Origin of the sequence: Bowmanella dokdonensis (assembly GCF_017254865.1) — a bacterium.
Classification (GTDB): domain Bacteria; phylum Pseudomonadota; class Gammaproteobacteria; order Enterobacterales; family Alteromonadaceae; genus Bowmanella; species Bowmanella dokdonensis.
Genome location: NZ_JAFKCV010000005.1, coordinates 164510 through 190519, shown reverse-complemented (window position 1 = coordinate 190519; position 26010 = coordinate 164510). Strand labels below are relative to the sequence as shown.

The 26010-nt window shown below is 56.2% G+C and carries 24 protein-coding genes and 1 pseudogene; 13 read left to right on the top strand and 12 right to left on the bottom strand.

The genetic code is table 11. The features are described 5' to 3' along the window. Nucleotides 1-51: 51 nt before the first annotated feature. The 4 genes from J0A66_RS11105 to J0A66_RS11090 all read right to left on the bottom strand — a co-directional run bounded on the left by J0A66_RS11105 (nt 52) and on the right by J0A66_RS11090 (nt 4326). On the bottom strand, nt 52-2058 hold the full coding sequence (locus tag J0A66_RS11105; protein ID WP_206573883.1) for an ATP-binding protein: 2007 nt from the start codon (nt 2056-2058) through the stop codon (nt 52-54). Next, nucleotides 2046-3644 (bottom strand): DNA cytosine methyltransferase, encoded by a 1599-nt coding sequence (locus tag J0A66_RS11100; protein WP_206573882.1) that lies wholly within the window; start codon nt 3642-3644, stop codon nt 2046-2048. The genes J0A66_RS11105 and J0A66_RS11100 overlap by 13 nt, the downstream gene beginning before the upstream one ends. 107 nt (nt 3645-3751) lie before the next feature. After that, the gene (gene mads1, locus J0A66_RS11095) at nt 3752-3952 is read right to left on the bottom strand and encodes a methylation-associated defense system helix-turn-helix domain-containing protein MAD1 (protein WP_206573881.1); all 201 of its coding nucleotides are present in this window, start codon (nt 3950-3952) and stop codon (nt 3752-3754) included. 107 nt (nt 3953-4059) lie between these two features. Then, nucleotides 4060-4326, bottom strand: a complete 267-nt coding sequence (locus J0A66_RS11090) for a hypothetical protein (RefSeq protein ID WP_206573880.1) — start codon at nt 4324-4326, stop codon at nt 4060-4062. Between the two features lie 111 nt (nt 4327-4437). Here J0A66_RS11090 and J0A66_RS11085 point away from each other — a divergent pair, with 111 nt between their 5' ends. Further along, nucleotides 4438-4827 (top strand): thiol-disulfide oxidoreductase DCC family protein, encoded by a 390-nt coding sequence (locus tag J0A66_RS11085; protein ID WP_206573879.1) that lies wholly within the window; start codon nt 4438-4440, stop codon nt 4825-4827. 493 nt (nt 4828-5320) lie between these two features. On the opposite strand, the gene J0A66_RS11080 is transcribed toward J0A66_RS11085, so the two are convergent. Further along, the gene (locus tag J0A66_RS11080; protein ID WP_206573878.1) at nt 5321-5581 is read right to left on the bottom strand and encodes a type II toxin-antitoxin system Phd/YefM family antitoxin; all 261 of its coding nucleotides are present in this window, start codon (nt 5579-5581) and stop codon (nt 5321-5323) included. 267 nt (nt 5582-5848) lie between these two features. Between J0A66_RS11080 and J0A66_RS11075 the strand changes: the two genes are divergently transcribed. Beyond that, the gene (locus tag J0A66_RS11075; RefSeq protein WP_206573877.1) at nt 5849-6250 is read left to right on the top strand and encodes a DUF6088 family protein; all 402 of its coding nucleotides are present in this window, start codon (nt 5849-5851) and stop codon (nt 6248-6250) included. Next, the gene (locus J0A66_RS11070; protein ID WP_206573876.1) at nt 6234-7091 is read left to right on the top strand and encodes a nucleotidyl transferase AbiEii/AbiGii toxin family protein; all 858 of its coding nucleotides are present in this window, start codon (nt 6234-6236) and stop codon (nt 7089-7091) included. Before J0A66_RS11075 ends, J0A66_RS11070 begins: the two co-directional genes overlap by 17 nt. 505 nt (nt 7092-7596) lie before the next feature. On the opposite strand, the gene J0A66_RS11065 is transcribed toward J0A66_RS11070, so the two are convergent. Then, entirely contained in the window at nt 7597-8895 is a 1299-nt protein-coding gene (locus J0A66_RS11065; RefSeq protein ID WP_206573875.1) for an aminotransferase class I/II-fold pyridoxal phosphate-dependent enzyme, read from the bottom strand. A 119-nt stretch (nt 8896-9014) separates the two neighbouring features. Between J0A66_RS11065 and J0A66_RS11060 the strand changes: the two genes are divergently transcribed. The 5 genes from J0A66_RS11060 (at nt 9015) to J0A66_RS11040 (ending at nt 13039) form a co-directional block, all read left to right on the top strand. Continuing rightward, entirely contained in the window at nt 9015-9911 is an 897-nt protein-coding gene (locus tag J0A66_RS11060) for a dihydrodipicolinate synthase family protein (protein WP_206573874.1), read from the top strand. Between the two features lie 14 nt (nt 9912-9925). Next, complete coding sequence (locus J0A66_RS11055) at nt 9926-11134, top strand: MFS transporter (RefSeq protein WP_206573873.1); 1209 nt, start codon at nt 9926-9928, stop codon at nt 11132-11134. Nucleotides 11135-11387: 253 nt separating this feature from the next. Further along, entirely contained in the window at nt 11388-11609 is a 222-nt protein-coding gene (locus J0A66_RS11050) for an AbrB/MazE/SpoVT family DNA-binding domain-containing protein (RefSeq protein ID WP_206573872.1), read from the top strand. After that, complete coding sequence (locus J0A66_RS11045) at nt 11606-12013, top strand: type II toxin-antitoxin system VapC family toxin (RefSeq protein ID WP_206573871.1); 408 nt, start codon at nt 11606-11608, stop codon at nt 12011-12013. The genes J0A66_RS11050 and J0A66_RS11045 overlap by 4 nt, the downstream gene beginning before the upstream one ends. Before the next feature lie 204 nt (nt 12014-12217). Further along, nucleotides 12218-13039: an isocitrate lyase/PEP mutase family protein gene (locus J0A66_RS11040; RefSeq protein ID WP_206573870.1), complete on the top strand. Its 822-nt coding sequence runs from the start codon at nt 12218-12220 to the stop codon at nt 13037-13039. A 64-nt stretch (nt 13040-13103) separates the two neighbouring features. On the opposite strand, the gene J0A66_RS11035 is transcribed toward J0A66_RS11040, so the two are convergent. The 4 genes and pseudogenes from J0A66_RS11035 to J0A66_RS23400 form a co-directional block, all read right to left on the bottom strand. Further along, complete coding sequence (locus tag J0A66_RS11035; protein WP_206573869.1) at nt 13104-14423, bottom strand: HipA domain-containing protein; 1320 nt, start codon at nt 14421-14423, stop codon at nt 13104-13106. Continuing rightward, the gene (locus tag J0A66_RS11030; RefSeq protein ID WP_206573868.1) at nt 14410-14682 is read right to left on the bottom strand and encodes a helix-turn-helix domain-containing protein; all 273 of its coding nucleotides are present in this window, start codon (nt 14680-14682) and stop codon (nt 14410-14412) included. The genes J0A66_RS11035 and J0A66_RS11030 overlap by 14 nt, the downstream gene beginning before the upstream one ends. Nucleotides 14683-14886: 204 nt before the next feature. Further along, nucleotides 14887-15183: a nucleotidyltransferase domain-containing protein gene (locus J0A66_RS11025; RefSeq protein ID WP_206573867.1), complete on the bottom strand. Its 297-nt coding sequence runs from the start codon at nt 15181-15183 to the stop codon at nt 14887-14889. Beyond that, nucleotides 15183-15605 (bottom strand): annotated as a pseudogene (locus J0A66_RS23400) (nucleotidyltransferase substrate binding protein). Before J0A66_RS23400 ends, J0A66_RS11025 begins: the two are co-directional and overlap by 1 nt. Before the next feature lie 186 nt (nt 15606-15791). On the opposite strand from J0A66_RS23400, the gene J0A66_RS11010 reads away from it, so the two are divergent. From J0A66_RS11010 to J0A66_RS10990, 5 genes are all read left to right on the top strand, one after another. Continuing rightward, nucleotides 15792-17033 (top strand): TIGR03862 family flavoprotein, encoded by a 1242-nt coding sequence (locus tag J0A66_RS11010; protein ID WP_241264145.1) that lies wholly within the window; start codon nt 15792-15794, stop codon nt 17031-17033. 227 nt (nt 17034-17260) lie between these two features. Continuing rightward, a complete protein-coding gene (locus J0A66_RS11005; protein WP_206573864.1) occupies nt 17261-19327 on the top strand; it encodes a marine proteobacterial sortase target protein in 2067 nt (688 codons plus the stop codon). After that, complete coding sequence (locus J0A66_RS11000; RefSeq protein WP_206573863.1) at nt 19320-19889, top strand: class GN sortase; 570 nt, start codon at nt 19320-19322, stop codon at nt 19887-19889. Before J0A66_RS11005 ends, J0A66_RS11000 begins: the two co-directional genes overlap by 8 nt. Nucleotides 19890-19993: 104 nt before the next feature. After that, nucleotides 19994-20242: a type II toxin-antitoxin system ParD family antitoxin gene (locus J0A66_RS10995; RefSeq protein ID WP_206573862.1), complete on the top strand. Its 249-nt coding sequence runs from the start codon at nt 19994-19996 to the stop codon at nt 20240-20242. Nucleotides 20243-20508: 266 nt separating this feature from the next. Continuing rightward, nucleotides 20509-22467, top strand: coding sequence for a methyl-accepting chemotaxis protein (locus J0A66_RS10990; RefSeq protein WP_206573861.1), 1959 nt, complete (start codon nt 20509-20511; stop codon nt 22465-22467). Nucleotides 22468-22604: 137 nt separating this feature from the next. Here the strand turns inward: J0A66_RS10990 and J0A66_RS10985 are convergent, their stop codons facing one another. Further along, nucleotides 22605-22808: a tautomerase family protein gene (locus J0A66_RS10985; RefSeq protein ID WP_206573860.1), complete on the bottom strand. Its 204-nt coding sequence runs from the start codon at nt 22806-22808 to the stop codon at nt 22605-22607. Between the two features lie 24 nt (nt 22809-22832). Further along, entirely contained in the window at nt 22833-26006 is a 3174-nt protein-coding gene (locus J0A66_RS10980) for an efflux RND transporter permease subunit (RefSeq protein ID WP_206573859.1), read from the bottom strand. Between the last annotated feature and the right edge of the window lie 4 nt (nt 26007-26010).

Below are 26010 nucleotides of genomic sequence, written 5' to 3'. Positions count from 1 at the left end.
CAGTCCATATCGGTCTCGGTGGGACTGTCCCTAAGATGCGGACTGTATCCATCAGTCATCTCTTTCTGTCATCAGATGTCTTTGTACCTCCGCCTCATCCAGACCGCCGAGAAAGTCGGCCAAATGCGAAAGGGCATGAGGATCGGAGCGGATTTGGCGCACCAGGGCGGACAATCCCGGATTGAGATCACTGACCTGAATATCAAGGGAGCCTGTCATCCCTTTTGTCACCTTCCACACAAACTTGTCTGTCTTGACTTCTTTGATACCAACTTTCGGTGCTGGAGTAGGCGAAGCTCCCGGTGACACTGTAGGTGATAGAGTGGGCGCGGACATTTTTTCTGCGCCATTTCTTGTGGCGTTTGCACCAGTGGAGAAGCCAGCATGAGGTTGAGTAGTGGGAGTCTGCCGTGGTTTTCGGTATTTCTTCTGACTGTCCTTGCGGGCGAGATTGGCGAGACTTTTTATCTCTGCCTGTAATTGCATTGGAAGCTGGACTATTTGCTTGCTGATATTGATTTTAAAGGCATCATCCAACACTTTGTCAAAATTGACGACTACTCGCGCGAGTTTGGTTTTCTCGTCGTTAGTTCGCCACATCTGATGCCATCCACCCCACTTGATAAGGCGATCGTGACGGTATATGAACAGTCCCTGGGTATCATTCCAATTGCCGTGCAGGCTAATCAGGTCACGTGCCCGACGGGCAGCATCGGCGCCCTCTTTCTGGTGATATGCGGCAATCTCTTCCTCATTCGGAAGTAGATAAGCCTGCACCATTACCTTGCCATCCTCGTATTCCGTCGGTATGCGGACAGTCTTGGCGTCGTAAGCGGAGGCAAGAGGGTGACCAACCGGGTTGTTGGGTTCGACATGATTGCCGTTGATGGTGATTGTTACTTTTTTCCGACCGACGGCTTTGCCTTCAAGGAAGCGGTGAAAGACCAGCGCGAGATGACGCTCCAGAAGCATGACTTCATACGAATACGGGTCCAGGCCGCGGGCTGCCGACAGATTTTGCGGCGGACGCATATCTTTCCAGAGAACGACCGTCCCACTGCTTCCAAGAACAGTGGCTTCCAACTCCCAGGGTTCCATAGGGTTAGATGTGGCGATCCATCCTTCCATATTGTCAACGTCCCAAGTCAGGTGGTGTGACTGCTCGCCTTCCAGTTTTGTCGCAACCGTGAAAACCTTTGCTTGGGACCAGGATGCGCCCTTAAGACCGTAACCGTACTTACCCAGGCTGTTGTCCTCGTATACGGAATCGCCGCCGATTCTCATGGCTTCAGACAATCTTTCAGAATCCATGCCGCAGCCGTTATCAGTTATGCTCATCCATCGACCGTGCCCTCCGTCTGGACGTCCGAACTTTATGGAGATATCTGTTGCATCGGCGCTGATCGCATTGTCCACCAAGTCGGCAACTGCTGACGGCATCGTGTGACCGACTGCTGCCAGGATTTTCACAAGTCTGGCAGGGTTGGGGGCCAGCTCAACACCGTTGTTCAACACTACATTTTTAACAGGCGTAGACATAATCCCTTCCTTCTTAGGTGCCGAGAAAAGATCGGGCCGCGCATCACTCAGTATCTGCCAAGTACGCATTCCCTCTTCGTCGTGAAGAGCAATCATTGCGGACTTTGCAAGCCCACTGCTTTCGCCGTCTGCCAAGATTGCTCTGGTCACATGATCATCTGCTGAGAATACAGCCCATGCGCCGGAAGCGGGACTTTTTCCCGCCTCTACATCCATTGCGAATAGGCAGCCTGGCTCCACATAGTGGTAAAGTTTGTCCTTCGGACAATTCCCCTCTAGGCGCCAGTTCTTATCCTGGCGCTTCAGCCACTGCCGCGCATTACTCACTCCTTTGTCCGTGTCGTGAAGTAGGTCCATTTCGATAAGATCAGAATCCTTGGCTGCAGGGAAAACCCGGTCAACCACATTCCAGTCAAAATTTATGGCCCTTTGCTTGGACCCTTCCTTCCCCTGTCGCCGGTACTCGTGAAACATACCGAGTTCACTGTGGGTCAGGATTCGCAGAATCAGGAAACGCATTTCTTCTTTTCACTCCATCCGGTGGTCGCAACCTTCTGTTTTTTGGGGCTCAGCAGTTCATGGCGCATATCGGGGATCGTTTGACAGCCAATCATCGCTCGTATTTCCATGGCGATCGCGTAGGAGACTAACGGTGGCACAGCGTTGCCAATCTGCTTGAACGCCGGGTTCATACTTCCGCGAAGCACGAACCCATCTGGGAAAGACTGCAATCTTGCCGCCTCTCTGACAGAGATGGTTCTCGCTTGATCGCTGTCAAAATGGATATGGCTGTACGAGTCCTTGCCCAGATGCGCCATCAGTGTGCGTACCGGTTTGTCTCGGTACAGTTTCCACCATTTGTTAGGAAACTTTCCCGGGTCGTAGGGCAGCGTCCACTCTTTGATAAATCCCCGAATCTGGGCGGGATCTGCATTTTTATTTTCACCCGACAGCCAGCGTTTGTTCATTAGCTGCTGGCGTTTCTCTTCAATGAAGTGCCAGACCTCCGGATATTGCCAGCCTTCCTCCATCATGCGGAAGATCTTATAGTCGCGGGGCAGATAGCGAATGACATGTCCCGTGGTCTGGTCAGCAGTACAGAATCCCGGCCATTGCCGCATCAATCGGGACCAGGCGGTTGTCGGTTTGTGGGATGTATAAAACACTGGGTCAGCTGGATCCTTGCGGCCGCGTGTGATCTGTCCTTTCTCCAGAAGGTCTAGGGCAAAGATCGGAGGTAGATCTGCAAGCGCCTCGCCGGCGGTGGTAGTTGAAGGCAGGCCGTCATCTTCGGTCGGGTCGCTGATCCAGCAGTGACCGTGCCCAACTTCCTGGTTGTGTCCGTTGTGCCGCGGGATAAGCTTTCGAGCTGCCGCACGTGTGCCCCCATATCCAGCTGGTAGCAACGTGTGATGGGTGGGTGTAGGAAATACAACATCCACATCCAGGCTCTCATGAACTCCAATCAGAAACATGCGCTCTCGTATTTGGGGGACGCCGAACCATGAGGCATTTAGCAGGGTGTAGCGGACCAAATAGCCTTCCTTCCTAAGGTGCTCTGCCACAGTCTCTGCGACATTCTTACCACCGTGATTCAGGATGTCCGGCACATTCTCCATCAGAAGAGCAAGAGGCTTGGTTTCGCGGACGTAATGCAGATAGCGCTGCCAGAGATTCACCCTGCCATCCACCAGAAATGCGATATCCGCATCGTCCTCTTCTCGGCGGTGTGCCTCATGACGGAGCTTGGCGCGCCCCACGCGGGCGAAGGCTTGACAAGGAGGTCCCCCAACCAGAACATCCACCTGCTCATCAACAGAACCAGAAATATCCAGGTCCTTGAAAATGGAAGCAGGATCTTCACGAGTAATGTCACGAGCCTTGAAATGGGCCTGTAGATTTCTGCCGTGGCTTACGGCCGCAAAATTGGCCCCATGAGACTCTGCAGCCCAAGGGTCCAGTTCCACGGAGGCAACAAGCTCAAAGCCTGCAGTGGCAAACCCAAGGGAAATCCCACCGCATCCGGCGAACAAGTCCATAAATCGTGGCGGATTGCCCCCTCTGAGCCGGGCAGTTTTTTTCCGAATTGCACTTGATGCCGCCATTTATACTATTCCCCGAATCCGCATTTAACTTTCTCTTTGTGATCGGCAATTAAAGCTGCCTAACAATACAATTCTGAGCGTCACCCAACCTTGCCAGAGCTGCGATCTTAATCGCTTCCAGTCGCAGGATATATTGATTGCTGCTTGATCCAGTTGTCGATTTCTACACGTGAAAACCGCCACGTGCTACCGACCTTAAAAGCAGGGATCTTCTTGGCTGCAGCTAAGCGATAGACTGTACGCTTTCCTGCTTTCAGATAGGTTGCAACCTCATCTAAAGTTAGGATCTCATTTTCAGCGTTTACCATAGCCTTACCTTTGCCGACGTTGCATTATGGTTGCCAAATCCTGCCATCTCTACCAATGAAAGACAATTATTAAAACTGGATAATCACCAAAACGTCTTGTGTATTTTTCAGTTCCACACTGGTGAGAGAATGGAGAGATTAATATTTTGGTGCTTTAGCTCAACAGCGGCTTCGCTGCGGTTGTTTAGCTTGGTCAGCAGAGCCTTTCTATGCTCGGTTTTGTTATAGCTTTGCCCTGCTAATTCAAGCGTCAGCATCCGGATATAGTCTGCGACCGTTGCAGTGATTTCCTGCTCGCTCCAGCTTTCCGGTCTAGCCATATTATTCCTTTGTCCTGCACCGATCTTGGCTACTTTTACCAGAGCATACGCCAATCTGTTTTTCTTTTGAATACAAAGAGATGACTATCATAAAAAGCGATAGAATTTCGCCTTGCGTCCACTTCAGCCAACCAAAAACCACCACCAGTCAGCTAAGCTGACAGCATGAACAGTCAATCAAAACGCTCCAGCCTGCGGGTTTTCTACGATGCCGATTGTCCGCGTTGCCGCAAGGACAGGGTCTGGTATGAAAAGCGCGTGGAGTATGGCGAAGATATCCAGTGGGTGGATATTAATACCCATAAAGATGATCTGGAGGCGTTAGGTATCGACCCGAAGCGGGCTTTGTTGGAGCTACATGTGCAGGATGAACAGGGGCGTATCTGGCGGGAGCTGGATGCCTATCGGCTGCTGTTTGGCCGCTTACCCCGGTACCGGTGGCTGGGCTGGGTGATTGGGTTGCCGTTGGTTAAGCCGCTGCTGTCTTGGTTGTACCGGCTGTGGGTGCGTCGGCGGCTTAAGCGCCAGGGGCGTTTGCCTGGTTCTGGGAATTGATCTGATTGGTCCGCTGAAGCCCTGCAAGGCGGTACCGTCTGCGAGAGATTCCGGCTAACAACATGCCGGAATGACGGGATGGGGGCCGGGATGATGGTAATCGTTGGCTTTCTTCTTGAGCGCCTGTGTTTAATCCGGAGCTTTAGACGAGCAGAACAAGACGATAACGCAAAAAATGCACAATAACCTTTGCGGTGATGCCGTGCAGTTTTAAAGGTATGGAAGGGCTGCCTGATTGTGCTCAGACCCGGCAAGGGTGTCGCTATTTTGCTTAGCAAGCCTAAATCAAATTTAGGTTTTGGTGCCTGACCATTTATAGGTTCTAGAGCAGATTCCGGTTCAGGGGCCGGAATGACGGGGTCGTGGCTGGGGGCGGGAGTGGTGCTTTAGCTGTTGCACGCTATTTTGTTGTTTCACGCTCTACCAGATGATTACCGGCAACTTTCAATGAGATCGGGCTAAGCGGTAGGTTGCCAATGACTCCCTTTACGCCTTAGTCGTGTTGACCCGACTGCACTTCATTGAAAAAGGATTCACCGTCGACCAGGTTTCCTGCTGCTATATCTGCATCGGCTTGCACGGCTCTTGATTGCAGCAAGCGCAACTTGACCGCTTCGATGCTCTCATATTCTTCAGCGGATACCACCCCAGCAACGGGCTTGCCGTTTTTGTTGATCTGAATTGGAGCACGCTGCGCTTTTAACAGCATATCGCCAAAATGGGTCTTCGCTTCGTTAGCCGAAAGAATGTCCATCGTTTTGACCTTAAAATATCATTCGATTCGTTCAGTATGTTCGATTCGCACCATTCCCACCAAGTGCAGAGTAAGCCTTAAGACAATTCTGTGTTTGTTCTGCAATCATCGTATTCCTCACTCTTCTCCCTGCTGATCTAAGCCTGGCTTGATCTGCCGTAGAGACAGTCCAGCGAAGCTGATACGGCAAGTTTTTTGTCGTATTTTTGCGTTTGATAATTGTCGTATTTTTGCATAGACTCAAAGCGGTGATATTGGAGATTTTGTATGGCTATCCTGGACAAAGTTAAAACCCGTGTGAAGCGCTCTAAGCGCTCGGTATTTCTGCGCTCTGATTTCAAGGATATTGCCGACTATGATCAGGTGGGACGGGCGCTGAGAGCGCTTGTTAAAGCCGGCTTGCTGCTCAAGATTGGCTACGGATTGTATGCCCGTGCCCGTATCAATCGTATTACCGGTAAACCAATGCCGGATAATAATGCTGGTGCTGACGGTGTGGTTATCGAAGCGATGGAAAAGTTGGGTGTTGATTATCAGCTTGATGGGCTGTCCCAGATGAGTTTGGCAGGTGAAAGTACACAGATTCCTGCAACGGTCAGGATTATTCCCAAGGATCCGCGATTTACCCGTAAAATCGCGGTAGGCGCTCAGCGTGTCAACACCGCTTGATACCAGTTTGTTTGTTGATGTTGCCGATGCCATCGGGCTCGGTAATCCGGCAATAATTGAAAAAGACTATTATGTTGTTCAGTTGCTTGGGCTCATTAGTGCGCTGAAGTTAGAGCACTATCAGATTGTATTCTCGGGCGGAACCGCCCTGGCGAAGTCTTCCATCAGAACTTATCGCATGTCGGAAGATATTGATCTGAAGTTAGTCCCAACCCCCGACTTTATTCAGCACTCGTCCCGTAACGCCAGAAGAGAAGCCAGAAAGGCAGTTAAGCAGTTAATCGACAAAGAAATCAGGCAAAGCAGTTGCTTCTCAACCGAGGGGGCTGCGCAGGTTCGGGATGAATACCGCTATTTCTGTTTTGATATTCGTTATCCCCAGGCTTACCAACAAGCCCCCAGCCTGAGGCCCTTCATCAAGATGGAATTCACCGAGTCTGAGCTGTTAAGCCAACCTCAGAAGCGGGATATCCAGTCAATATACGCAGAAGTACTTAAAGGTGCTGATGAGGTATCTGGCCTATATTGCGCAAGCATTCTTGATACCCAGGCAGAAAAGCTGCTGTCAATGTTACGACGGACCGCAAGTTTGGCCAGAGATGGTGAGCGTAATGATGACAAAGCCCTTATCCGGCACATTTATGATACTTACCATATTCAGCAGGCTGAACCTTCTGATCTGAACGAACTTGCGTCTTTGTTTAAAAAAGCAATGCAGGCTGATATAGAGAGGTTTGGCAATCAGCACCCTCAGATGGTTGAGTCGCCTTTGCAAGAGCTGCGCTATGGATTGAAACTGCTGGAAAGTGATTCAATCCACTTTGAAAGGTATAAGGATTAATACCAAGTCTATTAATGTTGCGCTCAACACAGAGCAGGTCAGATGGGCTTAGGTCAAGGCGCCGTTTTGAAGGCATAGTGGTGTCTATGTCAAAAAACGGGAACGCAGAGATAAGCCCATCTGGCCGCTCCCTGCGGGCGAGGTCAAAATGCCCCCTGGCTGCGTTAGCGGCTTTTGATTTAGCCCCACTAAACCTGCAAGCCCCTGCCTTGTCATGGAGCATTTTGTCTCTCGCTGAGTGACCACAACATTAATAGACTTGGTATATAAGCCCGATGGTCTATGCAGAGTTCCCCGTAGAGTGGGAGGATGCCTTTTGGGTTTTCAAAGAATTAGCGACTGCTGTGTTGGATGAGGTAGAAAACGGGGCCGGGTAAGTGGCACAGGTGAAAGGACTTGTCCCGGTTTGAAACAGGGCTGCCTATCAGAGATTCCGGCTAATCTACATGCCGGAATGACGTGAGAGGGGGCCGGAATGACGGGATGGGCTGAAGGGATCGGGGCTCTATGCGCTAATCACTGCCAGGTCCTTGGCAAACCGACCGGCTTTATCCTCGTCCAGATTTTGCAGGCTGACCCGGATGGCCTGGGACTGCTGGTTGATATCAAAGGCGCTGCCGGGCCTGACCAGCCAGCCCCGGCGCGACAGTTCATAGGCCGCGGCCTGGCTGGGGCCGTTAACCGGCACCCATACGTTCAGGCCGTCGCTGGTCATGGGGCAGTGGATGCCCTGCCCGGCCAGGGCCTCTATCAGCATGTTCCGGCGCTTGGCACACAGCCCCCGCACTTCGGCCAGATGGACTTGCACCGTATCGCTGGTCAGGCAGGTGTGCACCAGGGATTGCAGCACCCGGCTGACCCAGGACATGCCGGGGGCCAGGCGGGTATTGATGCGCTGCACGCTGTCTTTGTCGGCGGCCACAAAGGCCATGCGCAAATCCGGGCCGAAGCCTTTGGAGACCGAGCGCAGCACCGCCCAGTTCAGGCTGGAATCGGGGATCACCGAATGGTATTCACAGCTGGCCATCAGCGCGAAATGGTCATCCACCATCACCAGTACATTGGGGTAATCGGTCAGCACCTTTCTTATCTCTGCCGCCCGCTGCGCGGACAGACAGGCACCGGTGGGATTATGCGCCCTTGGGGTTATCAGCACGGCGCGGGCACCTTTGCTAAGCGCGGCCCGCAGGGCGTCGGGTTGCATACCGAAGCGGTCGATGGCCGCGCCCACCACCTTCATGCCCGCCAGGCGCATGGCATTGGCCGAGCTGATATAACAGGGATCTTCCACCACCACGCTGTCACCGGGCACCAGGTGGGCGGCCATCAGCCGCTCCATGGAGTCGATGGCACCGTTACACAGGGTGATAGCAAACTCTGCCGGGCAACTGCCGGCAAACCAATCCCGGCCGTAATCCAGCATGGCCGGCAACACCGTGGCCTGGCCGTACAGGTACTGGTGAAAATGGGTCTGGCCGGCCACCTCATCCAGATCCGGCAGCCACTCAATGCAGGGGCTGCCGTCGGCCAGGTCAATCAGGCTGGTATCTGTCATGCCTTCCTGTTCACCGGCATGGGTGGGGGTGGTAATGCGCGTGCCCAGTCGGCCCTGTGTCACGGCGAGGCCGGCCTGGGTCAGGCGCTGATAGGCGGCAGATACCGTATTGCGGTTCACCCCAAGGCGTTCGGCCAACTCCCGCACCGGCGGCAGTGTATAGCCGGCTTGCAATGCCCCGCTGCTGACCTGCTCGCGGATGGATTCAAAAATACTTTGTGCCGTGGCGCCTGAGATCTTGACTTGCATTTTTGTCCTATGACAATATGTTTTATGACATGGGCTGAATGAGCCAAACCTATTCTATCCCATGCGGTGGCAGAATCGTATTTTAATCATGGATACCACTTGGATTAATAGGAGCTCAAATGTTTACCGGCTTATGTGCATTTCCCCTTACGCCCTTTAAAGACGAGCAGTTCGACCCGGTGGCCTTTGCCCGGATCATCAATAATCTGACTGATGCCAAAGTGGACGCTATCTGCGCCATGGGCTCCACCGGCCTTTACCCTTACCTGAATAATGACGAGCGCCGTACGGTGGCCGAAAATGCCGTGGCCCTGGCCGATGGTATTCCGGTGATGGCGGGCATCGGCGCACTGCGTACCCGGGATGTACTGCACAATGCCGATATCGTCCAGCGGGCCGGGGTAAATGCGGTGTTGCTGGCGCCCATGTCTTATCATCACCTGCATGACGAAGAGGTCTATGCCCTGTATGAGAAGGTCACGGCCAATCTGTCGGTGCCTTTGTGTGTGTATGAAAATCCCAATGCCACCAATTTCACCTTCAGCGACGAGCTGTATCAGGCCATCAGCCGGCTGCCCAATGTGGCAGCCGTCAAGATCCCCGGTATGCCCTTTGGCGACAAGGTCCAGGGCGAGCAGCGCCTGGCACGCCTGCGAGAGCTGGTGCCGGATAGCCTGTCCATCGGCGTCAGCGCCGATAAGTTTGGGGTGGCCGGGATGCGCGCCGGCTGTGATGCCTGGCATTCGGTGCTTGCCGGGCTGTTTCCCAAAACCGTACAGTGCCTGATCCAGGCCGTGCGCGACGGCCAGGGTGAATCGGCCGCCATGGCCTCAGATCGTCTGTCGCCCATCTGGCAACTCTTTGTACAAAGCAAAGGGGGCTTAAGGGTAATGGCCACGGCGGCGGATATACTGGGGGTTTGTGAGGGCAATTGCCTGCCTCATCCTCTTAAGCCGTTAACCGGGCCGGCCCGCCAGGAGCTGGAAGCACAACTGACCAGCCTGCAGTTGGATTAACCGGTCGGCCTTGTATGCGCGAGCTCCCCCTGGCATTTAGCCGACTGAGGCTGCCGGTACTGGCCCGTTATGTGCTGGCAGCGGTACTGGCCAGAACTGCCACCGGCGGCTCGGCGGTGGCGGTGATCCTGCTGGCCAATGCCTATGGCGCCAGCGGCAAGGCGGCGGGGATCCTGGCGGCCTGCCTGACCATGCCGCACTTACTGGGGCCGCTGTTTGGCCGCTGGCTGGACAGAGTCGCGGATGCGCGCCTGCTCATTGCGGCAACCGCACTGATCTATGCTGTTTTTTTCCCGCTGGCGGTCCAGGCCTTTGCCTGGCCATCCCCCTGGCTGATTGCCTTTAGCTTGCTGATTTGCGGCACTTGCAGCTCATTTTTGATGGGTGGCCTGAGCACCCAGTTAGCGCCGCTGGTGGGCGCGGATAAGGCGCTGCGGCGCCGTGCCATGAGCTGGGACACCATCAGCTATGGCATCGGCCTGACCCTGGGGCCCATGCTGATTGCTTTGTTGTGTGAACGCTATTCCATCCCTGTGGCGGTGACTCTGTTAACCACCTTGCCGCTGTTCGCCGCCGTGGCGATATTGAGTTTTCCCAAAGGCGTCAGCAAAACGCCGCAGCACCATGCGGCCATACCAAGTGTGAAACAGGTGGTGGCCCTGTTTGGCGCCAGCCACGCGCTTAGGAAAACCCTGCTGATGACCTCGGCCGCCGCCTTTTCGGTGGCGGCCTTACCGGTGCTGGCGGTGTACCTGAGCGAGTCCTGGCACAGTGACAAGCAAAATGGCGCTTATCTGGTCACCAGTTATGGTGTCGGCAGTCTGTGTGGCTCGCTGCTGCTGATGTTCAGGCCCTTAATGGCCGACGCCCTGCTGCTTCTGAGAAAACACGGCGGCTTGCTGCTGGCCGCCCTGGTCTTGCTGACGCTGAGCTCGTCCTATAACGCCGGGCTGTTCAGTTACTGGCTGTGCGGGGTGATCAATGCCTGCTTTTTTGCCGCCACCCTGGCCGCCAGAAGCGAATATGCCCCCGAGGGCAGCGCTGCCCAGGTGTATATGTGGGTGGCTGCCGCCAAAATTGGCGCCGCCTCGCTGGGGGCCCTGGCGGCGGGCTATTGGGTGGATGCTTCGGTCAGGCTGCCGCTGGTGCTCTCCGCCTCTGTATTGGCCCTGACGTTGCTGCTGTGTTTCTGGCGCCGCCCCGTGCTGGCGGCCCAAAGTTAAAACAACACAGGCGGTTAATTTAACTTCAGCCTGAAAGTAAAATAAAAACTGGTGCTCAGTGCGCCGGTTCTTCTTTCATCACCCAGCATTGTCTGTGCTAATTTTTCCCCACCTTTAGTCATTCCGGTGTCTCCCGGCCAGTGGTGAAATACCTTAAAGTCCATTTGGTTAGGCTAAAAACACAGTGTATTTACTATGCGCAATAGTAAAGATGTATTAATCTTTACTTTAAGGTTAAAGTAAAGAGGTGTCTATGCCCGTAGTAAGCCAAAAAAGACAGGTCACTTTACCCCTGGAGCAGTGCGAAGTCGCCGGTATCAAGCCCGGCGATGAATATGAAAGCTTCGTCAGCCGCCAGGGCAGTATCACTATCGTTACCAAACGCAAAGGCGCGGCCAAAGGCCTGCTAAAAGGTATCCCGGTCAACGACAAAGTGAGCGAAGATGAGTCCCTTGAGAGCGCAATGCAGCGATGATTGCTGTTGATACCAATATAGTGCTGCGTTACCTGCTGCAAGATGACGAAAAGCAGTCCTCCAGGGCGAGTAAAATTTTTGAAGGCTCCGAGAAGGTCCTCATCACTGATGTAGTCCTGGTGGAGACCATCTGGACGCTGAGAGGAAAGCGTTACCGTCTTGATAAAGCTAAGCTGGTCGCAGTGCTGCATGGGCTGATTGAAGAGCCCAATGTGGTATTTGAGGATGGGCATTGTGTCTGGTGTGCCCTGGTTGACTATACCAATGCCAGAACTGCTGACTTCGCTGACGCCCTGATCGTCAATAAGTCGCAGCGTTACGTCAGCAAAGGCAAGCAAACTGTTTCACTGGTTTATACCTTCGACAAAGGCGCACTGGAGATTGACGGAACTAAGAAGCCGTAACTTGTCCCTCTACCTTTGTTGTAGTCATCAAGAGAAGAACGCCGGTGGCATTGAACTGCCGGTACTGCCGCTAATCCACTCAGGCTCGACTGTAAACTAACCTCCAGCGTGAGATTGCTTAGGGTTCAGTTCCGCAATCATCGTATACCCACGGCTTCCCCCTGCTAATCTGTGCCTGGTTTTAATCAATCCTTGGAGAAAAGTATGTCGGGTCATTCTGTTCAATCATTTAAAGCCCTGCACCAGGGCGAGCGGCCGTTGGTGCTGGTGAATATCTGGGACGCGGCCAGTGCCGCATTGGTGCAGGCGGGCGGGGCGCAGGCGCTGGCGACCAGCAGTGCCTCGCTGGCCTGGTCGTTGGGGTATGCGGACGGGGACGTCCTGCCGGTGCAGGAGCTGCTGGCTGCGGTGGGCAGGATTGTGCGGGTGGCACGGGTGCCGCTGACGGTGGATATTGAAGGGGGCTACAGCGACGACCCGGCCAGGGTGGCCGAGCTGGCCCGGCAACTGGCGCATCTTGGGGTGGCGGGTATCAATCTGGAGGATGGTACAGGCACCGTTGAATCCCTGGCGGAAAAGATTGGGGCGATTCGTGCGGCAGTGGCAGACGAGCTCTTTATCAACGCTCGCACCGATGTGTATCTGCGCGGTCTGGCCGAGGGCGAGGCAGCACTGGTGGAGACCATCCGGCGTCTGCAGACGTATCGGCAGGCCGGCGCAGACGGCGGCTTTGTACCGGGGTTGTTGGACGAGGCGATTGTCGCCCAACTGGTTGAGGCGGTGGCCATGCCCCTGAACCTGATGGTGACGGCGGACAGTACGTTGATTGCCCGCATGGCGGTGCTGGGCATTCGCCGTTTCAGCATGGGCCCGGGACCGTTTCTGCAGGCCTATGGGGCGTTGCTGGCTCAGGCCGGCACGATGGCCAGCCCAGTTGAATCCGAAACCCGGGTGGGTGCCAGAATAATGCCGGGCACAACCAACACTGAGCTGGATTTTGGCCGGATGAATGGGTTGTTGGGTTGATGCCCGGCTGAAGCCGGTTTGACAGCGCTAAACTGGCCGGCTTAATGAGGGAGGAAATACCTTGTCAGAATGCATCCCTAGCCACCGCTTTAAACTGGCGGCTCTCGGCGAGCAGCTTGTCGGTACGCTGGTGAATCAGGCTGCCCAGTTGTTGCAGTAGAGCTTGCTGGCCGGGCTGGAGGTTTTCCAGCTTCAATTGGTCTGTCTGGCTGCGTACCAGGTTGGCCATTCTGTCCAGACGCCGTTTCAGCAGACTGGCTTCCAACTGCGTTGCCTGTGCCAGGCTAAGCAGATCGTATGCGGTGATACGATGGATATCGAAATTATCCCCTATGGCCATGGCGAGCTCAGTATCCAGTGACGGGTTATGCTGGGCTTCGAATAGTACTGATACCAAATCGTAAAATGGCGCCAGGGTGATGCCGTTAGGATTGACTAAGAAACTGATGTTTTTGCCGTGGGCGTCGCTGTTACCGATAAGCAGGTTGAAACTCATCCAGTCCAGCATTTGCTGAATCGTCAGCGCTGGCACGGCACACTGTTTGGCGAATGAAAACAGTGTTACCAGCGAGGCCCCGTCGCGAATATGGCGTACGTCACGGCCGCCACCAAAATTGTGCTCGTACTTATATTCGGGTGGCATATCCAGTGCTTGGCAGCCGTCGATGATATGACGCTTATCCACCCCATTGGGATGGCGCTTGCGGTCAAAACGTTCTACCAGCAGGGCATCGTATTCACCAAACCGGCGTAAACTGACTTCTGCCACGGGTAGACCCACGGCCTTGGCCAGGCGCATGCAGAAATATTCGTTCAGTACGATTGTTTGACAGGCATCAGAGGCGAATTTAAGTATATGGGTGCTGGAATAGCGTCCCTGTGCCAGAAACAGCCGGTTTCTCTCATCGACATAGACATTCAGCTTGTTCTGTACCCCGGCGACAGACAATCGGTATTTGCCATCCCAGGTGGCAATCTGATGCGGGTTGGCGCTGGATAACCTCGCAATCACTTCTTCATCGCTGATGGCGCGAAGGTCGGTGGCGACCTGGTCAGGTTGACCGCTAAAAAAGCTCAGCGCGCCTGCCGGATCACTGCCTATGGTGCGCAGAATGCCGTACAGATTGCTCTTAGACAGATGCTGCGTTTCCAGCAGCAGCTCCAGTGCCGATCCTTCAGGAAACAAGTTGCGCAGGAAGTTGATCACTGAACTGGCTTCTGCCTCACCTGACAAGGGAAGGTGGGGCGACAGGGGATAGCCGGTTTGCTGCCACTGCGTTGTATACTGAAGTTGGCATGCCCTGGGCTGGCTGAAGATCAGTTCGGCGACCGGTTCGTCGCGGAAATACACTTCCAGGGTCGGGTGCTTATCAGCCCCAGTCATCAGTTTGCTCCGGAATATCCACTATCTGCAATTGAATACCCAGGGCTTCCAGTGCCTTGAATAAGGTGTCGGCCCTCGTATTAGCTTTGCCGGTCTCCACATTGCTGTATGCCTGTTTGGATACGCCGCTGAGACTGGCCGCATCTTCCAGGGTGATCCCTAGTAACGAGCGTTTGTAACGGATATAAGCACCCAGCATCGCCATATCCACTGCCCGGGTCATATCTGGTTTTTCTGCGGGAACCACACGTTTAGCCATAATGTCTGCTAATAATCCTATTCTGTTAGGATTAAACTAGTGATTCTTTGGGTGATTGTCAATAATCCTATTTATTTAGGATTATAATTGCGCAGAGGAAAGATAACGATTAAAATCCTAGTTTAGAAGGATTTTATAGGAGAAATCCGACCAACGAGCTTTAAATCCTACTCTTATAGGATTTTTTTAGCCAGGGCACCATACTCAGGGATAGAGGGACTTACCGACCCTGTCTATATGCTGGCGCAGATCGGGATTATTAATGGTGGAATAAATTGAAAGATCGATTTGATAGGGTAAATCCAGTTCTTCCAGCTCGCAGTGAAGAGCCAGTAACTGTTTGGCATTCAGGTTGCCATGTAAGCAGATATCCAGGTCTGACCCCGGTCTGTAGGTACCCATGGCGCGGGAGCCATACACAATGGCAGATTCGATGTCAGCATGGCGGGAAAACACAGAGCGAATCTTGTCAATGACTTCCCCGGATAAGCCGAACTCCATCAACTATTCGTCCACGCTAACTTGTCCAGACTCTCAACCAACTGTTTCAGGGCCGGAAAATACTGCTCACAAATGCTGTTGTAAATAGCTTCAGCCACTTCCGGATTGTAGGCATTAGAGGTGAGCTGACGACTCTTGATCATTTGCATCCAGAGGTCTCAGTCCTGTACCAGTCCCAGTTGGAAGGCTGTTCTGAACGCATCACGACTGCCTTGTAAGCCTTCTTCTCCCTGAAACTGATAAAAATCTTTGACGGTGTTCCAGGCCAGTTCATAGGTAAACTTAAAAGCGTGGATCAACCCCTGCTTTTCCAGATCCGATAGCGCCCTTTGCTCTGTAAGCGCTACTGCACTTTTGAGATTGGCAAAGGCCTTTTTGAAGTTCTGCAGCCGTTGTATCCAGCGACTATCCAGGGGGTTCATTAAGGCTCTCTTTTTTTGTCTCTTTGCGAAGTCTATCCCTTCGATATCAGCCAATCAAACAGCTGTGTTATTGAATAAACCTACGATGAAATAAGTGTGCTGATTCAGTTTTGCGTATTGTGACAGTGTGGTTTGTGGATGCGATAATCCCCTGATTATCAATATGTATATTGAAAGAGGCCGGGATTGAAGCCAGTAAAAACAGTTGTGGTGGTGGGCGCCGGGCCAGCCGGGCTGATGGCCGCCGAGGTGATCCGCGCCGCCGGTCATCGGGTGGCCGTATATGACGCCAAGCCCAGCGCCTGTCGTAAAGTGCTGCTGGCCGGTACCAGTGGCCTGAATATCAGCCATGCTGAGCCCTTTGCTGAGTTTATCCAACGTTACTATGACAAAGCCGACTGGCTGGCGCCCGCCCTGCATGAGTTTAACGCCGATGCCCTGCGGGAATGGTGTCAGGGGCTGGGGATCAGTACCTTTGTCGGCAGTTCCGGGCGCGTATTTACCGAACAGATGAAGGCCGCGCCGCTGGTGCGCCACTGGCTGAAGCGCTTGCGTGAGTCAGGCGTAGAATTTCATATGCGCCACAAGTTGATGGATATGGCGGATAGGACGCTGCGCTTTGAGCATCAGGGCGAGACAGTTGATGTGCAGGCCGATGCCGTAGTGCTGGCCCTGGGAGGCGGCAGCTGGCCGCAATTGGGCTCGGATGGCAGTTGGCAGCGCTGGCTGGAGGAAGCCGGTGTTAAGGTGCTGCCACTGCGAAGTGCCAACTGTGGGTTTGACTGCACCTGGAGTGAGCATCTTAAAGAGCGCTTTGCCGGACAGCCGCTGAAAAATGTGGTGATGAGCGTGCAAACCGGTGACGGTTACAAGCTTGAGCGGCGCGGTGAGTGCGTGATCACCCAATCAGGCCTGGAAGGCAGCCTGGTCTATGCCCTGTCCAAAGCCCTGCGTGAGCAGATTGACCAAAAGGGTCATGCTGAGCTGAGCCTGGACCTGCTGCCGGATCTGAGCCTGGCACAACTGACCGACCGGCTGGGAAGCAAGCGGGCCAAGGAGTCCTTCGGCAAATACCTGAAGCGCACAGCCGGTCTTGGCGGCGTTAAGGCGGCGCTGGTATATGAATGCCTTGAGCGCCCGCAAACCCTGAGCCAGGAAAAGTTGGCAAAGCATCTTAAGGCCCTGCCAATAAGGCTTGAGCGCACCCGGCCCATTGAGGAAGCCATCTCCAGTGCCGGCGGCGTGTGTCAAAGTGCCCTAGACCAGAATTTAATGCTGACCCAACTGCCCGGTTTTTTCTGCGCCGGCGAAATGCTCGACTGGGAGGCCCCCACCGGCGGCTACCTGCTGACAGCCTGTTTCGCCACCGGCCGCCTGGCCGGCAGGGGCGTGTGTACGCACTTGCACGGGCAGGGCCCCTCCCTGTAAGCCAGGCCTGGGCTATCGTCTATCGTCATCATGAACTTGTTTCCAGGATCTCTTGAAGGCGGTGCATGTGGGTAAGGGATGCTGAAACAGGTTCAGCACGACGTTTCTCTTCTTCCCGTGTTGCCATATTTTCGCCATAAAATGTCAGCGGATTGCCCGATTCTGTCCAGGCTTCTGCCAGTTGTCTGAGGGTTAATTAGGGTATTCCACTTTCAGGATAACCCGGCATGGCTCCTTTACTCTCATACGCTGTTCGGCCGGCGGTTTTCCGCTGGCTTCATCTGGCTCCGTTACTGCTTTGCCTGGGGGCGCTGTTTGCCCAGGCACAACAGGCTGAGGAGGAGCTTCTTCCCCTGGATGATCTTTCTCATGTCCGGCAGGGCAGTCTGGCCCTGGCCAGTCCCGCGTGGCAGGGCTTAAAGCTGAGTCCGGCGGTGGCCACCCGTGTGCATATGCAGGTTACCGGACTGGTGGCGCGGGTGCGGGTCGAGCAGCGCTTTACCAATCCATCGGACCAGTGGGTGAACGGCACTTATCTTTTTCCCCTGCCTGAACAGACCGCGGTAGACAGTCTGCGGCTGGTAGTGGGGGAGCGGGTTATCGAGGGGCAAATCCAGCCCAGGGACACAGCCCGCGCCCTCTATCAACAGGCCAAACGGGAGGGTAAAAAAGCCAGCCTGGTCAGCCAGCAGCGCCCTAACCTGTTTACCAACCAGGTGGCCAATATCGGCCCAGGCGAAACCCTCAGGATCGAGCTGGAATATCAGCAAATCGTGCCATACCAGGGCGGACAGTTCAGCCTGCGTTTTCCCATGACCCTTACGCCCCGCTATATGCCCGGCCAACCGCTTAAGGTGCAGTTCAACAGCCTGGGCTGGGCGCAGGACAGGGATCAGGTGCCGGATGCCAGCCTGATCTCACCGCCGCTGAAACATCCCGATGCTCCGCCCGGCGCCGTTGCCCTGAAGGTGGAAATTCTGGCCGGCATGCCGCTGGAAGGCATTGTCAGTCCTTACCACAGGGTACAGATCGCCGAGCAGGCCGATCACCACTACCAGGTTCGCTTACAAGAAACAGAGGCGGCCAACCGGGACTTTGTGCTGAACTGGCGTCCCCGGGCAGACAGCCGACCCACCGCGGCCCTGTTCAGTCAGGTGCAGGGCAATGAGCAATACGGCCTGTTGATGCTGATGCCGCCGAGCTCGGAGCAACCCCAGGTGCAGGCCCGTGAAGTGGTGTTTGTGCTGGACACCTCCGGGTCCATGGCCTCTGCGTCCATCCTCCAGGCCAAAGCGGCGCTGGCCATGGGTATACGGGATTTGAGCCCGCTGGATTACTTCAATCTGATTGAGTTTAGTTCCCAGGCCAGGGCCCTGTGGCGCGAGCCCCAGGGGGTCAATGCCGACAGCGTGGCCGAGGCGCTCGACTTTATCGACGGTCTGGACGCAGAAGGTGGTACCGAAATGGCCGCTGCCCTGGCGCTGGCCCTGGATGACAGGCGTCAGACCGGCCTGTTGCGCCAGGTGGTGTTTATTACCGACGGGGCGGTGGGCAATGAAGAAGCCCTGATGACCTATATCCGGCGGCATCTGGGGCAGAGCCGGTTGTTCACGGTGGGGATAGGTGCAGCGCCCAACAGCTACTTTATGACCGAGGCAGCCGAAGCCGGCCGCGGTACCTTTACCTTTATCGGCGATCTCGGGCAGGTACAGGGCAGTATGCAGCAATTGCTGGACAAACTGCGTTATCCGGCTCTGACGGAGGTGTTTGCCCAGTTTGGCGGTAAGGTGGAGTCTTACCCTTCCGTGTTGCCGGATCTGTACTTGGGGGAGCCGGTAATGGTGAGTTTTCGCCAGCAGGCCGGAAGCGGCCAGGTCAAGCTGGGCGGTGTATACGACGGCTTGCCATGGGCGGTCAGCCTGCCCCTTGAACCGCAGGCTGAAGCCAGCGGCCTGGACAAGTTGTGGGCCCGGCACAAAATTGCCCAACTGAGTCGCGAACGCCGGCAGGGCGACAACCCTGAGTATTACAACCGGCAGATTGAACGGGTAGCCATGAGACACCAGATCGTCAGCGAATTTACCTCGCTGGTGGCACTCGATGTCACCCCGTCCCGGCCGGCCAGGGAGCCGGCTGCCGACAGGGCTGTGCCCAATGCCGTTCCCCAGGGGCTGGACACGCAAAGAGTGTTCGGCGGTTTACCTGTGGGGGCCACCTCCCTGCGTCAGCATCTGCTGATCGCACTGTTGCTGCTGGCCATGTGCCTGCCATTCTGGATGTTGCGCTATGACTAGGGGGTGGTCAGGCTTTGTGCTGCTGGGGTTGCTGGCGCTGGCCAGTTGGCAGGTTGCCAGCGCCGGCTATATCTGGGCCAAGGCTCGACTGGCCCAGTACCTGATTGCCGATGCCTGGCAGCAGATGCTGCAGACCGGCGAGCCGGTCAGGCCCTGGCGCTGGGCCGACACCTGGCCGGTGGCCAGACTGGAGATAAAGGGGCAGAGCCTGTATGTGCTGCAAGGGGCGTCAGGCCGGGTGTTGGCCTTCGCTCCCGGGCATGTGGACGGCACCAGTGAACCCGGCCACAGAGGCACCATCGCCATTGCCGGCCATCGCGACACCCATTTTGCCCTGCTGGAGCAGGTGCAGGCCGGGGATAGGGTGACCCTGCATTCCCGCCTTGGCCTTCAGCACTTTGCCATCAGCGAAGGGCGGGTGGTCAGCGCGGGTGACAGCCAGGTGCTTGCCCCGACCGGTGATACACGTCTGCTGTTGATCACCTGTTATCCCTTTGACGGCCTGGCCGGCCAGGCCAGCGAGCGGTACGTACTGATTGCCCACCTGGTGGAGCCCTCCTGAACCCGCCAGGCCGGGTCCAAACAGCGGGGCTGGTGAGTATATTTGACATATCGCCGCTATAGCGCTTTGATGTTATTCATAATTGGCTTTTGTGAGTAGTTGTTATGGCCACCACCAGTCTGAGTCTGGGCGAACATTGGGAAAGCTTTATCCGCGGCGAAATTGCCACCGGGCGATACGGCTCAGCCAGTGAGGTAGTGCGGGACGCGTTGCGTTGCCTGGAAGAGCGCAAGATCAAACTGGAGCTGATGCGGATTCAACTGCGCCAGCAGCACAGCCAGGTGGAACAGGAGATGGATATAGATGATGAGGCCATGGATGCCCTGATCAACGAGCTGGTGGAGAAAGGCTGACAGCCGCTGGGGCTGTTCCCCTTCAACCCCTGCCAGTCCCCGCCTGAAGCAAAGAGTATGGCCGCAGGTCGTGCCAAGCCGCTGAACCCCTTTTGGCCGTATGCGGTGGTCGGGGATCCGGTACTCCCGCTTCTTCCCTCGTGGCGGCCGGTCACTCGTCCGGACAGAAATTAACCGAATTCATTGTCATCGGCCCAAAGGCGCGACAATATAGGTTTAACAAATAGTGAATACTGGCCATCAAACCAGATACCCGAGGTGCGTCAATGAAGATGCGAGCCAAGCTAATCCTGTCCTTTTCCGTTACCGTTATCCTGCCGATTCTGGTGATTGCCGGTATCAGTATTTCCAAAACCCAGAGCCGCTCGTCCGAGCAGTTTATTGAACGGGCCCAAGGGGAAATTCGGCAGGTAGAGAACGGCTTCAGGTTGTTTTTCGATCAGGTCAAGAGCAATGCCGCCTTTCTGGCCAACAACCCTGTCGTGCGGCAGATCCCCCCCACAACCCAGACCTATCTGGGCAGCGAGAAAATGATCGACCCGCACCAGGATTCGCCGGCCGAAGCCGCCATCTTCGATCTGTACACCCAGTTCGGCCAGTCCCATGACGAACTGCTGTTTGTGTATATGGGCACTAAAAACGGTGGTTTTATCCAGTATCCGGCCGAACCGCTTGGCGGATACGATCCCCGTAAGCGGCCCTGGTATCAAACGGCCATGGCCAATCCGGGCGAGCAGGTGATCACGCAGGCCTATCAGGGGGTTTCGGGTGGACCCATGGTATCGGCGGCCACCACTATCAAGGACCAGAGTGGCCAGATCGCCGGCGTGCAGTCGCTGGATGTCACCTTGAGTACGCTCACCGACATCCTGTCCTCGACGCGACTGGGTGAAACCGGTTACCTGATCCTGATGGATGAGTCGGGCACTGTATTGGCTGACCCCCGTAACCCTGAGAATAACTTTAAGAATATCAGGGAAATAAAGTCCCCTTTGTATGAGCGCCTGGCCGACCCCCGGGACGGGCAGAGCTTCAGTGCAGAACACCAGGGCACAGAGCGGGATGTGACCATCTATCATTCCGACGACCTGGGCTGGCGCTTTGTGGGAGTTATTGACCGTGCGGAGATTATGGCACCGGCGAATCGCATGAGTTCCACCATTATTCTGGTGGCCCTGCTGATGGTGGCCTTGTTTGTGGGGCTGGGTGCCTGGCTGGCCAACCGTATCGTCCAGCCCATCAACCGGGTGGCGGCCGGGCTGAAGGCCATCGCCCAGGGCGAAGGGGATCTGACCCGGCGCCTGGATGTCAGCGGCCAGGACGAGGTGGGCGACCTGGCAAGGTGGTTCAATGGCTTTTTGGATTCCATTCACAGTCTGGTGGTGGATATCAAAGGCCGTGCGGGCAGGTTGAGCGAGTCGGCGTCCCGCTCGGAGCAACAGGTGGGGGACATCAAATCCGCCAGTCACAAGCAGGAAGACGCCATTGCCAGAGTGGCCGAAATCACAGGCAAGCTGGAGCATATGGCCCAGCAGGTTGCAGAGGACTGCCGCAGCACCATGGAGGAAGTGGACAGAACCGAGCAGCACAGCCGCCAGGGCAACGAAATCATCAGCACCACGGTGCAGGAGGTCAACACCCTTAGCCAGTCGCTTGCCGAGTCGTCCGGGGCCTTACAGCAACTGGAGCGGGAAAGCGGCAATATCACCCAGATCCTGGAGGTCATACGGGGCATCGCCGAGCAGACCAACCTGCTGGCGTTAAATGCGGCAATAGAGGCGGCCCGGGCCGGTGAACAGGGCCGCGGTTTTGCCGTTGTGGCGGACGAAGTGCGAACCCTGGCCCAGCGATCGCGGGAGTCCACGGAGGAAATCAACGATGTACTGACCAACCTGATCGAACAGACCAGGGAAGTCTCCACCCGGATGGGCGACAGTGTAACCCGCTCGCAGCAGGCTATCGAACGGACCGAGCAGGCCCATCAGTCATTTGACGAAATCCAGCACTCGGTCAGTCAGATAAAAGATCGTATTGCCCAGATTGCCGGGGCGGCTGGCGAACAACACAGTTCATCAGACAGTATCAACCGCGCTATTACCGGGGTAAGCGACTCGGCTGCCGGTATCGCCACCACGGCCGATGACCTGGCCGCCGGCTCTGCAGAATTGCTGACGCTCTCCGGTGAACTGGACGTGCTGATGGGGCGCTTCCGGGTGCGGGGCTGACAGCACAGGTGGACTTAGCTCCAGCAGTCATTCTGAGGTGCTGTTAGGGGAATTAGATTTTGGACCGGCCGACAGGTCCCCGAAAACCACAGAGGGCATGACGGCCTGGCTTAGCGCTAGTATTTTTATGAGTAGTTTTAGCGGGGCTGAGACTTCTTCCAGTCGTCGGTGAGCATGCCGGCAAAGCCCCAGTCGCACTCCTCGATTTCCTGGATCACCACATGGGTGTGCTCGGGCTTCTTACCCAGCACTCTTTGCAGCGACTCGGTCACATCCTTGACCAGCTCTGCCTTCTGCTGGCGGCTGGCGCCTTTGGTAATCTGAATATTGATGTAGGGCATGGTTGCTTCCAGGGAAGAAGGGGCCTAGGCCAGCCCCTCGTCGGTTTCCACGTGCTCTTCCTTATGATGGTGAGCGATTTCATCGGCCAGGGCCTGGCGGCTGCGTTTTTCTCGCAAACGCCTTTCGGTCAGCCAGAAGAAAAACAGCGGCAGGAAGAATACCGCCAGGAAGGTGGCGGCCAGCATGCCGCCCATCACCCCGGTGCCCACGCTGTGGCGCGCACCGGCGCCGGCCCCCGAGCTGAGGGCCAGCGGCACCACGCCAAGGATAAAGGCCATGGAGGTCATAATAATGGGCCGGAACCGCAAGCGCGCCGCTTCCAGGGCGGCGGTGCCGGTGCTCCAACCCTGCTGGGTCTTCATCAGGGCGTATTCCACGATCAGGATGGCATTCTTGCCGGCCAGACCGAGCAGGGTCACCAGGCCGATCTGGAAATACACGTCATTGGTCAGGCCCGCCACCCAGATGGCAATCAGGGCGCCGAAAGTACCAAAAGGCAGGGCCAGCATCACCGAGATGGGCAGCGACCAGCGCTCATACAGGGCAGCCAGGATCAGGAAGACCATCACGGCAGCCATCCCCAGGGCCAGACCGGTGGTACCGCTGCTCTGTTTCTCCTGGTAGGCGGTGCCGGTCCAGTCGTAGGTGATGTCCGGCGGCAACACCTGGTCTGCGATACGCTCGATCTCGGCAATGGCCTGGCCGGAACTGTAGCCGGGGGCGGCATTGCCCAGCAGTTTCACCGCCGGCAGGTTGTTGTACCTGTCGAGGCTGTCGGGGCCGGTGCTGTATTCGATCCTGGCAAAGGCCGAGATGGGCACCATATGACCATCATTGCTGCGCACATAGATACGGCCGATATCGTCCGGTGACATGCGGTACTGGGCATCCGCCGACATCAGCACCTGCCAGGCCCGGCCGTACTTGTTGAAGTCATTCACATAATAAGTACCCAGGGTGCCGGCCAGGGCGGTAAAGGCTTCATTGATGGGGATGCCCATGGCACGGGCCTGCTCCCTGTCCACATCGATATTCAGCTGCGGCGTGTTGGGACGCCACAGGGTCTGCACACCCGCCAGTATGGGACTTTGCTGGATAGCGCCCTGCAGGGTCTGCATGGCCTGCTCCAGGGCTTCCGAGCCGCCGTCGCCGCGGTTCTGCAGGTAGAACTCGAACCCGCCGGTGTTGCCCAGGCCGAAAATGGGCGGTGGATTGAAGGCCAGCACCAGGGCCTCTTTGATATGGGCCGTCTTCATAAAGAGTTCGTTGACCAGCTCGAAGGAGCTGACTTCCCGCTCGTCCCAGTGTTTCTGGGTGACAAACAGGGTGGCGGCGCTGTTCTTATAGCCGCCGCCGATAAAATCGAAGCCGGTGAAGGCAATGACATTCTCGTTGGCAGGATTGGACTGAATGGCCTTGACCACCTCTGCCACCACTTTTTCGGTGCGCTCCAGCGAGGCGCCGTCAGGCAGGAAAATGGCGGAAATATAGAAGCCCTGGTCCTCATCCGGCACCAGCGAGCCCGGCGTGGCTTTCCACAGGCCGGCGGTGACGGCAATCATGCCGATCATCAGCACCAGGCCAAGGAGACCACGGCGCAGCATAAAGCTGACCGCCCCCACGTAGCGGTGGGTGATCTTGTGGAACCAGTCGTTGAACCAGCGGAAGAAGCCCACGGTTTGCTTGTGCTCGGAGCGCAGGATCAACACACACAGGGCCGGGGTCATGGTCAGCGCCACCACGCCGGACAGGCTCACCGAGATGCTGATGGTGATAGCAAACTGGCGGAACAACTCACCGGTCAGGCCGCCCAGGAAAGCGATAGGTACAAACACCGAGCACAGCACCAGCACGATGGCCACCACCGGCCCGCTGACTTCCTGCATGGCCTTGACTGCGGCCTGGCGCGCACTGAGTTTTTCCTCATGCATGATGCGTTCGACGTTTTCCAGTACCACTATGGCGTCATCCACGACGATACCGATGGATAGCACCATGCCGAACAGTGTCAGGGTATTGATGGAGTAACCCAGTATATACAGACCGGCGAAGGTGCCAAGCAGCGACACCGGTACGGCCAGAATCGGGATCAGGGTGGCTCGCCAGTTCTGCAGGAACAGGAACACCACCAGGAATACCAGGATCATGGCCTCGCCCAGGGTCTTGAGGACCTCTCGGATGGACACTTCCACAAAACGGGTGGTGTCGTAGGGAACCAAATGCTCCAGCCCCACCGGGAAACGGGTCTTCAGTTCATCCACTGCGGCGTTGACGGCGCCGGCCACTTCCAGGGCGTTGGCCCCGGGTTGCAGGAAGACCCCCACCAACACGGCGGGCTTACCGTTTATTCGGCCTTCGAAGTCGTAATCCTTGGAGCCCAGTTCCACCCTGGCCACGTCTTTGAGTCGCAGGGAGCTGCCGTCCGGGTTGGTGCGGATCAGGATCTGTTCGAATTCCTCGGCGCTGGACAGACGCCCCTGGGCGGTGACGCTGTAAACCAGTTCCTGGGGCATATCGGAGGTGGGTGTCGAACCAATCCTGCCGGCTGCATACTGGGAGTTCTGCTCACGGATTGCACTGGCGATTTCATCCACCGTCACGCCGAGCTGGCTCATGATGTCCGGTTGCAGCCAGATACGCATGGCGTAATCCTTGGCGCCGAAAATCTGCACGCTGGTGGTGCCGGGAATGCGCTTGATCTGATCCAGAATGTTCAGGGTCACATAGTTGGAGGTCCACAGGGAGTCGCGGCTGCCGTCCGGAGAATAGAAGGCATGTACCTGCAGGAAGCTGGAGGAACCTTTGGCCACGACCACGCCCTGCCGGCGTGTTTCCTCGGGCAGGCGGGCCTCCACCTGTTTGACCCTGTTGTTGACGTTGACCGCGGCCTGGTCCACATCTGTGCCGATTTCGAAGGTAACCGTAATAGTGGTCACACCGGAACTGGTAGAGGTGGAAGCCATATACATCATGCCGTCCACGCCGGTAATGGCGTTTTCCAGCGGCGTGGCGACGGTGTTCTCCAGCACTTCGGCCGAAGCGCCAGGATAAACGGCCGTGACCTGCACTACGGGTGGAGCGATTTCCGGGTACTGGGCGATGGGCAGACTGCGCATGGCTGCCAGGCCGGCCAGAATAATAACGATGGAGATGACAAAGGCAAAAATGGGCCTGTCAATGAAGTAACGGGAAAACATACAG

Excerpts from the sequence above, each read along its gene's own strand:
- J0A66_RS11105 (WP_206573883.1), bottom strand. The coding sequence starts at position 2,058 with ATGCGTTTCCTGATTCTGCGAATCCTGACCCACAGTGAACTCGGTATG.
- J0A66_RS11100 (WP_206573882.1), bottom strand. The coding sequence starts at position 3,644 with ATGGCGGCATCAAGTGCAATTCGGAAAAAAACTGCCCGGCTCAGAGGG.
- mads1 (WP_206573881.1), bottom strand. The coding sequence starts at position 3,952 with ATGGTAAACGCTGAAAATGAGATCCTAACTTTAGATGAGGTTGCAACC.
- J0A66_RS11085 (WP_206573879.1), top strand. The coding sequence starts at position 4,438 with ATGAACAGTCAATCAAAACGCTCCAGCCTGCGGGTTTTCTACGATGCC.
- J0A66_RS11080 (WP_206573878.1), bottom strand. The coding sequence starts at position 5,581 with ATGGACATTCTTTCGGCTAACGAAGCGAAGACCCATTTTGGCGATATG.
- J0A66_RS11075 (WP_206573877.1), top strand. The coding sequence starts at position 5,849 with ATGGCTATCCTGGACAAAGTTAAAACCCGTGTGAAGCGCTCTAAGCGC.
- J0A66_RS11065 (WP_206573875.1), bottom strand. The coding sequence starts at position 8,895 with ATGCAAGTCAAGATCTCAGGCGCCACGGCACAAAGTATTTTTGAATCC.
- J0A66_RS11060 (WP_206573874.1), top strand. The coding sequence starts at position 9,015 with ATGTTTACCGGCTTATGTGCATTTCCCCTTACGCCCTTTAAAGACGAG.
- J0A66_RS11055 (WP_206573873.1), top strand. The coding sequence starts at position 9,926 with ATGCGCGAGCTCCCCCTGGCATTTAGCCGACTGAGGCTGCCGGTACTG.
- J0A66_RS11050 (WP_206573872.1), top strand. The coding sequence starts at position 11,388 with ATGCCCGTAGTAAGCCAAAAAAGACAGGTCACTTTACCCCTGGAGCAG.
- J0A66_RS11045 (WP_206573871.1), top strand. The coding sequence starts at position 11,606 with ATGATTGCTGTTGATACCAATATAGTGCTGCGTTACCTGCTGCAAGAT.
- J0A66_RS11040 (WP_206573870.1), top strand. The coding sequence starts at position 12,218 with ATGTCGGGTCATTCTGTTCAATCATTTAAAGCCCTGCACCAGGGCGAG.
- J0A66_RS11035 (WP_206573869.1), bottom strand. The coding sequence starts at position 14,423 with ATGACTGGGGCTGATAAGCACCCGACCCTGGAAGTGTATTTCCGCGAC.
- J0A66_RS11030 (WP_206573868.1), bottom strand. The coding sequence starts at position 14,682 with ATGGCTAAACGTGTGGTTCCCGCAGAAAAACCAGATATGACCCGGGCA.
- J0A66_RS11025 (WP_206573867.1), bottom strand. The coding sequence starts at position 15,183 with ATGGAGTTCGGCTTATCCGGGGAAGTCATTGACAAGATTCGCTCTGTG.
- J0A66_RS11005 (WP_206573864.1), top strand. The coding sequence starts at position 17,261 with ATGGCTCCTTTACTCTCATACGCTGTTCGGCCGGCGGTTTTCCGCTGG.
- J0A66_RS11000 (WP_206573863.1), top strand. The coding sequence starts at position 19,320 with ATGACTAGGGGGTGGTCAGGCTTTGTGCTGCTGGGGTTGCTGGCGCTG.
- J0A66_RS10995 (WP_206573862.1), top strand. The coding sequence starts at position 19,994 with ATGGCCACCACCAGTCTGAGTCTGGGCGAACATTGGGAAAGCTTTATC.
- J0A66_RS10990 (WP_206573861.1), top strand. The coding sequence starts at position 20,509 with ATGAAGATGCGAGCCAAGCTAATCCTGTCCTTTTCCGTTACCGTTATC.
- J0A66_RS10985 (WP_206573860.1), bottom strand. The coding sequence starts at position 22,808 with ATGCCCTACATCAATATTCAGATTACCAAAGGCGCCAGCCGCCAGCAG.
- J0A66_RS10980 (WP_206573859.1), bottom strand. The coding sequence starts at position 26,006 with ATGTTTTCCCGTTACTTCATTGACAGGCCCATTTTTGCCTTTGTCATC.